Source organism: Bacillus sp. FJAT-49711 (genome assembly GCF_018343715.1).
In the GTDB taxonomy this organism is placed as follows: domain Bacteria; phylum Bacillota; class Bacilli; order Bacillales; family Bacillaceae_C; genus Lederbergia.
Window position 1 is genome coordinate 502,596 of sequence record NZ_JAGYPL010000001.1, and the last position, 11,708, is coordinate 514,303.

Consider the following 11,708-nt stretch of genomic DNA (forward strand, 5'->3'; position numbering starts at 1 on the left):
GTGCTAGTGTCGGCGTTGCTGACAGGACGACAGCGTATTTAGCCGACCTGGTCCTTTTTATCCTCCTTTTTGACCACTCATAGATAAGGAGCGTTTTCCATGATAAAAAAATTATTGATAGCGAATAGAGGGGAAATAGCTGTACGTATTATTCGTGCCTGTAAGGAATTAAATATTGAAACAGTCGCTGTTTACTCAGAAGCTGACCAGGAAGCACTTCATGTTCAGTTAGCAGACGAGGCGTATTGCATTGGCCCAAAAATGTCAAAAGACAGTTATTTAAATACTGCAAATGTAATTAGCGTTGCTAAGCTAACGAATTGTGATGCGATTCACCCGGGATATGGTTTTTTAGCTGAAAATGCAGATTTCGCAGAGCTTTGCCGTGTTTGTAATATTACTTTCGTAGGTCCAAGTCCTGAAGCTATTTCAAAAATGGGCACGAAGGATGTTGCACGCGAAACAATGAAAGCAGCTGGTGTACCAATTGTACCGGGTTCAAATGGAATTATTAATGATTCCGAAGAAGCCCTTGAAATTGCTGAAAAAATTGGCTATCCAGTTATTATAAAAGCAACTGCAGGCGGCGGAGGAAAAGGGATCCGTGTTGCCAGGGATAAAGAAGAATTAGTTAAAGGGATAAATATTACACAGCAGGAAGCACAGACCGCATTTGGAAATCCGGGAGTGTACATAGAAAAGTACGTTGATGATTTCAGGCATGTAGAAATCCAAGTGCTTGCTGATAATTTTGGCAATGTTATTCATCTAGGTGAACGTGATTGCTCGATTCAAAGAAGGTTGCAAAAATTACTTGAGGAAACACCCTCTCCTGCATTGGATTCTAAAACAAGAGAATTAATGGGGCAGGCTGCAGTCAAAGCAGCCGAAGCAGTGGATTACTCCGGCGCGGGTACAATAGAATTTATCTTTGACCATAGAAATTTCAAGTTTTATTTTATGGAAATGAATACGCGTATTCAAGTGGAACATCCCGTTACTGAAATGGTAACAGGTGTGGATCTCATAAAAGAACAAATTCGAGTTGCATCAGGTGAGAAATTATCTTTGACTCAAGAACAAGTTGAATTTCGCGGTTGGTCAATAGAATGTAGAATCAATGCCGAAAACCCTGAGAAAAACTTCCTTCCATCGGCAGGCAAAATTGAAATGTATTTGCCGCCAGGAGGTCTTGGAGTGCGTGTTGATTCAGGTGCATATCCTGGCTATACAATTCCGCCATATTATGATTCAATGATAGCAAAGGTAATTTCATATGGGGCTACACGCGAAGAAGCGATAGCTAGAATGAAAAGAGCATTGGGAGAATTTGTGATTGAAGGGATTAAAACGACAATTCCTTTTCATATAAATTTACTTGAAAATGAAACTTTTGTGAGTGGGGACTTTAATACAAAGTTTCTTGAAATCCACGATGTGATGAAAGAAAAATAAGCGGAGGTGTTTTAAATGGAAGAGAATTTGAACATGCTTGAAATGACACAGGAAAATGGTCACAACCATGGGAAAATTGAAATTGCTCCGGAGGTAATCGAAGTCATCGCGGGAATAGCTGCTTCAGAAGTAGAAGGAGTAGCCCAAATGCGCGGTAATTTTGCTACTGGTGTTGTAGAAAGACTTGGGAAAAAAAACCACGGCAAAGGGATAAGGGTTGAACTAACAGACGAAGGAATAAAAGTAGATGTATATTGCTTAATGAATTTCGGCGTCTCCATTCCGACAGTGGCTCAGAAAGTTCAGGACAATATTAGACAAACGTTATTTAATATGACTGCACTTGAAGCGGAAGAAGTAAATGTTCATATTGTTGGTGTAGCTTTTGAGACACAAAAACAGGAACATCAAGAATTTGAGGAATAATCAATAAAATGCGCAAGCACCTGTCCAATTACATTCAGGCGCAGAGGATGTGGGTCAGTCAACGGCGCTGCAGGACGCGGCGGTTTTTAGTCGACTTTTCTTCTGAATAGGAAACATTGCGAAGGACTAGTCTGCCTTCCTAATAGTAGGAGGAAAGACAAGAAGTATGAGTCGATAGGTGCTGGAGCTAGACGAATGAAAGCCAGAGGGTAATTCCTTTGGCTTTTTCAATCATTAAAAGGAGCATTATTAAATGAAAAGAAGAGTTGCTCGAGAAAAAGCTTTGCAAGCATTATACCAAATTGATATTAGTGGGGCTGAAACTTCCCATGCCATTGAATTTGTTTTAGAAGATCAAAAGGCTGATTCATTTTTACATGATTTAGTGGAGGGAACGTTGAAGCATCTTCATGAGATCGATCAAGAGATTAAGAAACATTTGGAAAATTGGTCGTTAGATCGACTATCAAAGGTCGACGTGAATATATTAAGGCTTGCCATTTACGAAATGAAGTTTAACGAAGATGTACCTGAAAACGTAGCAATTAATGAAGCGATTGAGATTGCAAAAACATTTGGCGATGACAAATCTGGGAAGTTCATTAATGGAATATTATCGAAGGTCAAGGGAGAATAAATAGGGGGAATTGAGATGCCGGCAACAATTATTGATGGAAAAGAAATATCGAAACATCTTCGAACAAAGTTAGAACAAGAAGTCTCCAAGCTTACTTCAGAAGGAATCAAACCAGGTCTTGCGGTTATATTAGTTGGAAATAACCAAGCATCAAGAACATACGTCACTTCTAAACAGAAAAGTTGTAAAGCGATTGGGATGCATTCGGAGTTAATCGAGCTTCCTGAAGATGTTGAAGAGCGAGTGTTGCTAAATGAGATTGAGACATTAAATAAACGAGATGATATTCATGGAATATTGGTTCAACTTCCACTTCCTGAACATATTTCGGAGACGAAAGTAATTGAAACTATTTCTCCGAATAAAGATGTGGATGGATTTCATCCCGTGAATATTGGAAAAATGATGACAGGGCAAGATACTTTCCTACCTTGCACTCCTTTCGGTGTATTAGAAATGTTAAAATATATGGAACTACCGATCGCAGGGAAACATGCTGTCATCGTCGGCAGAAGCAATATTGTCGGAAAACCTGCAGGACAACTTCTATTAAATGAAAATGCTACCGTAACATATTGCCATTCAAAAACGGCAGATCTTATTTCCTATACAAAGAAAGCAGATATTTTAGTAGCTGCAATAGGGAGAGCTAAAATGATTACGGCTGATTATGTAAAAGAAGGAGCCGTAGTAATCGATGTTGGCATGAATCGTGACGAACATAGTAAATTATGCGGCGATGTTGATTACAATGATGTATTTGATAAGGCAGGCTATATTACCCCAGTTCCAGGTGGAGTTGGTCCAATGACCATTACAATGCTACTGTACAATACTGTAAAATCTGCGCAAAAAGTGCTTGCCAATCGTAATTAAGATGAAAAAATAGTAGAATAAAGATAACATACAAGAGAAGCTGACATCCTAAAAAAGATTGGGTGCAGCTTTTCTTTCTGGAGTGTTGCATATGACTGAACGGCAATATTTATCTGTAAAAGCTTTGACAAAGTATATAAAACGTAAATTTGATGTAGATCCTCATTTAGCAAATGTATATGTAAAAGGGGAAATCTCTAATTTTAAAAGACATTCAAGCGGCCATCTTTATTTTACTTTAAAAGATGATGCAGCACGAATCATGGCTGTCATGTTTTCATCCCACTCGCAATCTATGAAATTTATCCCTGAAAATGGCATGAATGTATTGATCCGAGGAAGCATTTCCGTATATGAGTCAAGTGGACAATATCAAATTTACGTTCAGGAGATGCTCCCCGATGGAATTGGGGAATTGTTTCTTGCGTATGAGCAGCTTAAAAACAGACTGGAACAAGAGGGGTTATTTCATCCTGACAAAAAGAAACAGATTCCTGTTTATCCACGAAAAATCGGAATCATCACTTCTCCGACTGGAGCAGCGATAAGGGATATCCTCACTACCATTCATCGCCGGTATCCAATTGGGAAACTGATCGTTCTTCCCGTTCTTGTCCAAGGAAAACAAGCTTCATCTTCGATTGCTGCTGCTATCAAAAAGGCGAATGAACTATCTATCGCAGATGTGCTAATTGTAGGCAGAGGCGGGGGGTCTATTGAAGAATTATGGGCTTTTAATGAAGAGGCGGTCGCAAAAGCGATATTTAATTCAAAAATTCCGATCATTTCTGCCGTTGGCCATGAAACGGATTTTACGATAGCCGATTTTGTAGCGGATGTAAGGGCAGCAACCCCAACTGGAGCTGCAGAACTTGCAGTACCGCATATTGAAGATTTAATGGAGAGGTTGCTTAATCGAAAGAACCGCCTTTATCGTGGAATGGCTGAAATTACAAAAGAAAAAAGAGGCAAATTGAACCTGCTGGAAAATTCTTATATATTACGCAATCCACGAAAGTTATATGAGCAAAAATGGGAAGCTGTTGACAGAATGACAGAACGATTGCAAAGAGGACAAGAAAAAATCCTATTTCAAAAAATGGATCAATTTCAACGGCTGCATAAAATTTTGGCAACCCATCACCCTGCTATGAAACTGCAAATGCATAAAGAGAAGTTTATTCGCATTAAACAACAGCTTTCACAGCAAGCAAAAATCATATACAATCAAAAGTCCAGTGAATTTTCTACTAAAGTGGCTACATTGGAAGCCTTGAGCCCATTAAATATATTACGAAGAGGTTATAGTGTTGCCTATACGGATACTGGTAAAATAGTTAATACAACCGATAAAGCTAATATAGGGGATCAGATTACTTTACAAGTTACAGATGGAGAGTATTTTTGTACAATTGATCATATAGAAAAAGGTGAGAACAATGGATGAAAAATATACATTTGAAGAAGCGATGAGTCAGTTAGAGAAAATTGTCGTTCGCTTAGAAGAAGGAGATATTCCTTTAGAGGAGGCATTAGAAATATATAAAAAAGGGATAGAGTATTCAAAGCTTTGCCACGATAAATTGAAGAAAGCTGAACAACAGCTTACGAAAATTTTGACCGATGATGGAGAGGAAGATTTTCTTCTTCAAGAGGAGGAGTAGGCTTGACCGTCGAACACGAAACTTTTATTTCCAACTATAAAGACACGCTTGAAAAACAGCTGCCTTTGACGATTAATAAACTAAAGGCTCCACAAGCATTAAAAGCTGCTATGTTGTATTCTTTGACAGCAGGTGGAAAAAGAATTAGACCGATTCTTCTTTTCGCCGTGATTGATGCTTTTGATAAAAAACCAGAAATGGGCTTATCTACCGCTTGCGCATTGGAAATGATCCATACATATTCTTTAATCCACGACGACCTTCCAAGTATGGACGATGATGATTTAAGGCGTGGAAAACCAACAAACCATAAAATTTTTGGTGAAGCTCTTGCTATATTAGCTGGAGATGGGCTGCTCACATATAGCTTTCAACTTATAGCAGAGGATGAGCAATTGGATGATCACCAAAAAGTTTGGCTTATGAAGATGTTATCCGCTTGTGCTGGCCCAGAAGGAATGGTCGGGGGCCAGGTTGCAGATATCCAAGCTGAGGATCAAGAGTTGCACTTAAAGGAATTAGAATACATCCATCATCATAAGACTGGTCGACTTCTTACATACGGTGTGATAGCAGGAGCAAAAATTGCTAGTGCATCAGAGGAAGAGTTGGATCTTTTCGAAAAATTTTCCCGCCATCTTGGACTCGCTTTCCAAATTAGTGATGATATCCTTGATGTGATCGGAGACGAAAATATAATCGGGAAACGAATCGGTAGTGATGTAGAAAAAAAGAAAAGTACATATCCATCCTTACTATCTCTTGAAGGTGCAAAGGAACACTTATCCTATCATATTCGCGAGGCAAAAGACACGCTTACTAAAACAAATCTTAAAACGGATTTGCTGCAATATCTTACAGATGTTGTGGCGGGAAGAGATCGGTAACATAAGAAAAGCTCAAGGCGCTGGGCGCTAGACAATGAAAAACTTCATTTTAAAGAAGGTTTGTAATTTTTCAAAAAAAGGAGACCAAGACATAACTATTTCCGACAAAGATAAATCCGAACAATGGGTTGTTTAGTGTATATACCCACTCCGAAAATATACTTCGCTTTCCGTGGGCGGCTGGCGAGCCTCCTCGCTCGTCCCGAGCTGCGGGGTCTCATCCACAGGAGTCTTCGTATATTTCCTCCGCTAAGTAGATCATTGTTCGTCTTTAGGTTTGATTGTTTTAGTTATGTCCCAGCCTCTATTTTCGTTTTAGGACTTGGCTAATCTTCAATTTCCCTCGGAGAAGGAATAGGAAATATAAATTCTACTTTTTCATTGTTTATAAAAAGTGGTATGTGGCACTTTAACCCATCTAATAATTCGTTATCTACTACAAATCCCGCCTCAAAAGATGAATCCATTTTAGCTGGAAAGGAAAAAGTAACGACATCATCTTCCTCTTTTCCAACCTCATCATTCCAACCGTATGCTACCAACCGCTGAAATTTCTCTTTTGCATTTTTCAATTGAAGTATGTTATCTGTAGTATCTTCAGTTTTTAATCCCGTCAATACAGCAGGGGAATTCGCTTGATTATCAAGTTTGAAAGACATATAAATTCGTTGTTCATTCCATTCATAGCTGTAACTGACTTTATATAAGGTAATTCGAATACCGTTATTATGTTGAATTTCGTTTAGCTCAACTGTCATATTATATGCCTTATCATTCAAAATAAAGTGATTAAAAAAAAGGGAACATCCAGCTAATAATACAACGTAAAAGAATATGATTAACCATAATTGTTTCTTCATAGTTAACTTCCTTCCTGTATCTTGGTACTATTTTATGCATTCACAATTACTCTTCTCATCAAATAAAGACTTTTGTTTTTTGACTAATTTAATTTTATGAAATATTCTTAAAAATATCAACGGACTTTCAAAAAGCAATAAGCTATATTTAAGTTTTTTGGATTTTCCATTCAATAGCAGCTATGTAGTAGAGTCCACTATTTTAATGTACTAACTGCATTTAAAAATATGATTTTAATCTAAAAGGAGAGGGTATCTTTAGCAAGTCTCCTGTATATACAAATATCGGTAAGCTTAAAAGCTAGTCAAATTGATGAAAGGTTGAAAATATGTTATAATTTTTGCAGATTGTTGGATGGTGCAGTATTCTAGTCAATCTACCGGTTCTGAAGGTGGGCCTAAAAATTCACCAAAGGGCACATCGATGAAGTTCCTTGTTCTGGCTTGAGTCGCCCAGGCTTGGGTCGGGGCTGGGAGTAAAGGTTTAAGGGCGATCCACAAAGGCATGTGGGCGTTGACCCTTTACCGCGGAGGCTTCGTGATTTTCAGCTGGCTTAAACGCATGTGCGCGAAAAACGAAGTATAGACCTGCAATGTGATGTGGGCATCACTAGCAGCGTAGCCTGCCTTGAGTGAAGCTTGAGGGGATTATGGTTATAGAAATGCAGATCGGTTGGCCATCGTTCTGTTTTCTTCCGTCCATATGAAATCAGTTTTGCAAAAGAGGCTAGGAATCAGGTTAAAGATTGCTGAGGAAATCTCCTAGACTGTTCATTTGGACATAATTTGAGGATTATAGTGCGGACTAAGTGGTAATCCAGTCTGACAGCTGGTGACACTGTCAAGATGAGTTTAAAGGGAAACCACCATGATGGCGACATCTGGTACTTGTCTGGGAAAACCTACTGGACCTAAGCCGTAATTTTTACTCTTATTATGACCATCCAACTAAATTTCTTGAAAATGGTGAAATATTCGTTTATGAAAGAAATGATAAATAAATCAATTAAATGGAGTATTAGTATAGCCGTTATCACATTTGTGCTAGCGGCTATTTTTTCAATCGTTTCTACTGGCGTCTTGCATGGCCTATCATGGACTCTTGGACTTCTTGTTGTTCTTTTTATTGTCCTTATTGGAATTCTTTTTGATATGATAGGAATAGCTTCTACCGCCGCTGATGAAACGCCTTTTCACTCTATGGCTGCAAGGAAGGTTTATGGCGCAAAACATTCCATACGGATTGTACGGAATGCCGACCGCTTCGCGAACTTCTGTAATGATGTAATAGGAGATATTTCTGGAATCATTAGTGGAACTGCGGCGGCTCTTGTTATTATCCAACTTGCGAATAGTATGGAGATATCAGAAAATTCCGCTTTAGAATATGGAATCAACGTTGGTTTGACGAGCTTAATCGCAGCTGTTACAGTAGGAGGAAAAGCATTTGGCAAATCTTTTGCGATTACTTATTCTCGAGATATAATATTTCAGGTAGGGAAATTATTGCAATTTCTTGAGGAAAAATTTCATATTACGATCATTAAAGACAATAAAAGAAGAAAAACAAAGAATAATTCCAAAAAACGAAAGTGAGTGGTCCTTTTGGATCTTTTATCAATTAAAGACCCTTCATTTCTCAAAAAAATGAATCATACAGAACTTGAGGAATTAAGCCTAGAAATTAGGAAGTTCCTCATTGAAAAATTATCAAAAACTGGTGGACACATTGGACCTAATTTAGGTGTAGTTGAACTAACACTCGCCCTTCATAAATGCTTTAACAGCCCGAAGGATAAAATTTTATGGGATGTTGGCCACCAATCATACGTTCATAAAATTTTGACTGGAAGAGCAGATCAATTTGATAGCCTTAGACAATATAAGGGTCTTTGCGGATTTCCAAAGATGGATGAGAGCATCCATGATGTATGGGAGACAGGGCATAGCTCTACTTCATTGTCAGCTGCAATGGGGATGGCAATTGCCCGCGACATAAAAGGAGATTCTAATTTTGTTATTCCTGTAATTGGCGATGGCGCTCTTACTGGCGGAATGGCTCTTGAGGCTTTGAATCATATTGGTGATAGCCAGAAAAATATTACAGTCATTTTAAATGATAATGAAATGTCTATTGCTCCGAATGTCGGTGCTCTTCATAACGTCTTAGGCAAGTTAAGAACGGCTGGTAAATATAAATGGGCTAAAGATGAACTCGAATACTTATTAAAGAAAATTCCGGCTGTTGGAGGAAAGCTTGCATCAACAGCAGAAAAGGTAAAAGATAGTCTAAAGTATTTGCTTGTATCCGGAGTGTTTTTCGAAGAATTAGGATTTACGTATTTTGGGCCAATAGATGGCCATGATTTTAATGATTTATTTGAAAACTTTCAGTATGCAAAAAAAACAGAAGGCCCTGTTCTTCTTCATGTTATTACGAAAAAAGGAAAAGGGTATAGTCCAGCAGAAGATGATCGGATTGGAACATGGCATGGGATTGGTCAATATAAAATTGAAACAGGCGATGTAATAAAATCTGTTAACTCAGCGCCTTCCTGGAGCTCACTTGTAAGTGAAACTGTTCGCAAACTAGCTCGTGAGGATAAGAGAATTGTAGCGGTAACGCCCGCAATGCCAGTCGGTTCGAAGCTTGAAAAGTTTGCAGAAGAATTTCCAGATCGATTTTTTGATGTCGGAATTGCTGAGCAGCATGCCACGACAATGGCCGCAGGACTAGCCACTCAAAAAATGAAACCATTTCTTGCGATATATTCTACTTTCCTACAGAGAGCATATGATCAACTTTTGCACGATATATGCAGGCAAAAGTTGAATGTATTTATCGGGGTTGATCGTGCTGGTCTTGTTGGTGCAGACGGTGAAACCCATCAAGGCGTCTTTGATGTGTCATTTTTAAGGCATTTGCCAAATATGGTTGTAATGATGCCTAAGGACGAAAATGAAGGCCAACACATGGTATATACAGCAGTAAAATATGACGATGGCCCAATTGCAATGAGGTTTCCTCGCGGGAATGGCTATGGGGTTCCTATGGATAGTAAATTAAAAGAAATTCCGATTGGTACTTGGGAAGTTCTTAGAAAAGGAAAAGATGCCACAATCCTAACTTTCGGAACAACGATCCCAATGGCAATGGAAGCTGCCCTCAAGTTGGAGAATCTTGGTGTCTCCGTTCAAGTTGTTAATGCGAGGTTTATAAAGCCACTTGATGAGAAGATGCTTTATCAAATATTGAAGACAGGGATGCCGGTATTGACGATTGAAGAGGCGATATTGCAGGGAGGATTCGGAAGCGCAGTATTGGAATACGCACATGATCAAGAATTCCATCATGCAATCATTGATCGTATTGGAATACCAGACAAATTTATCGAGCACGGGAATGTTTCTGAATTATTATCTGAGATTGGATTGACATCAGAACAAATCGCATTAAAACTAAATTCCATGCTTCCAGAGAAGAAAAAAAGGGCATAATGTATGAAACCAAAAAAACAAAGACTTGATGTATTGTTAGTGGAAAGAGGCTTGAGCGATACCCGTGAAAAGGCTAAAAGAGCCATTATGGCAGGAATTGTTTTCTCGAACGAAATAAGGCTTGATAAACCGGGGGATAAGGTAAACGAGGATATTCCTTTACAATTAAAAGGAAATATTCTACCTTATGTCAGCCGCGGTGGATTAAAGCTTGAAAAAGCATTAAAGGAATTTCATATTTCTGTACACGACAAAATTTTGCTCGATATCGGAGCATCTACAGGTGGTTTTACAGATTGTGCATTGCAAAACGGAGCTAAATTATCATATGCTTTAGATGTTGGCTATAATCAGCTCGCTTGGAAGCTTAGAAACGATCCTCGTGTGATTGTTATGGAAAGAACAAATTTCCGATATGTAAAGCAAACTGATCTTATAAAAGAAATGCCGAATTTAGCAAGTATTGATGTATCTTTTATATCGTTAAAGCTTATTCTTCCTGTACTAAAACAATTGCTCTGTAATGAAAGCGACGTTGTCGCATTAATTAAACCGCAATTTGAAGCCGGAAAAGAGCAAGTAGGGAAAAAAGGAATAATAAGAGATCCTAAAATTCATGAAGAAGTAATAAATAAAATTATCGATTTTTCCCTAAAGGAAGGGTATGACGTCATTAATCTCACATACTCTCCAATAACAGGCGGAGAAGGAAACATTGAGTTTTTACTTCACTTAAACTGGTCTGGAAATCAGAACGCGGATCAACAAGGAACCGATAAATCATCCGTTAAAATTCACGATATCGTAAAAGAAGCACATACAAATTTAAACTTAAAAAACTAGGGCATTCCTTATGGATTGCCCTTTTTACTTATAAATTTTATAATGTATAAAGCAGTATAAAAATGCACGTGATTATTATAAGGATGGGGAGAATGATGACAAAAGGACAGCGTCATATAAAAATTCGTGAATTGATCGGTACAAAAGAAATAGAAACTCAAGATGAGTTGGTAGAATATTTGAAAAACGATGGTTATAACATCACTCAAGCGACAGTTTCCAGGGATATAAAAGAACTGCACTTAGTTAAGGTTCCGTTGCCTGATGGAAGATATAAGTATAGTTTGCCTGCAGATCAAAGATTTAATCCACTCCAAAAATTGAAGCGTGCCCTTACAGATTCTTTCGTTGGAATCGATTTTGCCCAAAACTTACTCGTTATGAAAACCCTTCCCGGAAATGCTCAAGCTATTGGTGCGTTAATTGATCATCTTGACTGGCAAGAAATTATGGGAACAATATGTGGAGACGATACTTGCTTAATCATTTGCCGCACACATGAAGATGCGATTTCGATAAACGAAAAGTTTATAGAGATGCTGTAGGAAGTGAGGGGAAACAC

General features: G+C 38.3%; 12 protein-coding genes. 11 read left to right on the forward strand and 1 reads right to left on the reverse strand.

Annotated features, from left to right (window positions below; genetic code table 11):
- Nucleotides 1-99: 99 nt before the first annotated feature.
- The 7 genes from accC (at nt 100) to KHA96_RS02585 (ending at nt 5,945) form a co-directional block, all read left to right on the forward strand.
- Nucleotides 100-1,455: an acetyl-CoA carboxylase biotin carboxylase subunit gene (gene accC / locus KHA96_RS02555; RefSeq protein WP_213127720.1), complete on the forward strand. Its 1,356-nt coding sequence runs from the start codon at nt 100-102 to the stop codon at nt 1,453-1,455.
- 15 nt (nt 1,456-1,470) lie between these two features.
- Complete coding sequence (locus tag KHA96_RS02560; RefSeq protein WP_213127721.1) at nt 1,471-1,881, forward strand: Asp23/Gls24 family envelope stress response protein; 411 nt, start codon at nt 1,471-1,473, stop codon at nt 1,879-1,881.
- 253 nt (nt 1,882-2,134) lie between these two features.
- Entirely contained in the window at nt 2,135-2,518 is a 384-nt protein-coding gene (gene nusB / locus KHA96_RS02565; protein ID WP_213127722.1) for a transcription antitermination factor NusB, read from the forward strand.
- 15 nt (nt 2,519-2,533) lie between these two features.
- Nucleotides 2,534-3,394, forward strand: a complete 861-nt coding sequence (gene folD, locus KHA96_RS02570) for a bifunctional methylenetetrahydrofolate dehydrogenase/methenyltetrahydrofolate cyclohydrolase FolD (protein WP_213127723.1) — start codon at nt 2,534-2,536, stop codon at nt 3,392-3,394.
- Nucleotides 3,395-3,485: 91 nt separating this feature from the next.
- Complete coding sequence (gene xseA, locus KHA96_RS02575; protein ID WP_213127724.1) at nt 3,486-4,841, forward strand: exodeoxyribonuclease VII large subunit; 1,356 nt, start codon at nt 3,486-3,488, stop codon at nt 4,839-4,841.
- Nucleotides 4,834-5,058 (forward strand): exodeoxyribonuclease VII small subunit, encoded by a 225-nt coding sequence (xseB, locus tag KHA96_RS02580; protein ID WP_213127725.1) that lies wholly within the window; start codon nt 4,834-4,836, stop codon nt 5,056-5,058. The genes xseA and xseB overlap by 8 nt, the downstream gene beginning before the upstream one ends.
- A gap of 2 nt (nt 5,059-5,060) precedes the next feature.
- The gene (locus tag KHA96_RS02585) at nt 5,061-5,945 is read left to right on the forward strand and encodes a polyprenyl synthetase family protein (RefSeq protein ID WP_213127726.1); all 885 of its coding nucleotides are present in this window, start codon (nt 5,061-5,063) and stop codon (nt 5,943-5,945) included.
- 326 nt (nt 5,946-6,271) lie between these two features.
- Here KHA96_RS02585 and KHA96_RS02590 read toward each other — a convergent pair whose 3' ends face one another.
- Nucleotides 6,272-6,805, reverse strand: coding sequence for a hypothetical protein (locus tag KHA96_RS02590; protein ID WP_213127727.1), 534 nt, complete (start codon nt 6,803-6,805; stop codon nt 6,272-6,274).
- A gap of 981 nt (nt 6,806-7,786) precedes the next feature.
- Here KHA96_RS02590 and KHA96_RS02595 point away from each other — a divergent pair.
- The 4 genes from KHA96_RS02595 (at nt 7,787) to ahrC (ending at nt 11,691) form a co-directional block, all read left to right on the forward strand.
- Nucleotides 7,787-8,401: a hypothetical protein gene (locus KHA96_RS02595; RefSeq protein ID WP_213127728.1), complete on the forward strand. Its 615-nt coding sequence runs from the start codon at nt 7,787-7,789 to the stop codon at nt 8,399-8,401.
- Between the two features lie 9 nt (nt 8,402-8,410).
- Nucleotides 8,411-10,303 (forward strand): 1-deoxy-D-xylulose-5-phosphate synthase, encoded by a 1,893-nt coding sequence (dxs, locus tag KHA96_RS02600; protein ID WP_213127729.1) that lies wholly within the window; start codon nt 8,411-8,413, stop codon nt 10,301-10,303.
- 3 nt (nt 10,304-10,306) lie between these two features.
- The gene (locus KHA96_RS02605) at nt 10,307-11,146 is read left to right on the forward strand and encodes a TlyA family RNA methyltransferase (RefSeq protein WP_213127730.1); all 840 of its coding nucleotides are present in this window, start codon (nt 10,307-10,309) and stop codon (nt 11,144-11,146) included.
- Between the two features lie 95 nt (nt 11,147-11,241).
- Nucleotides 11,242-11,691 carry a transcriptional regulator AhrC/ArgR gene (gene ahrC, locus KHA96_RS02610; protein ID WP_213127731.1) on the forward strand — a complete coding sequence of 150 codons (450 nt, stop codon included), beginning with the start codon at nt 11,242-11,244 and terminating at the stop codon, nt 11,689-11,691.
- Nucleotides 11,692-11,708: the final 17 nt, after the last annotated feature.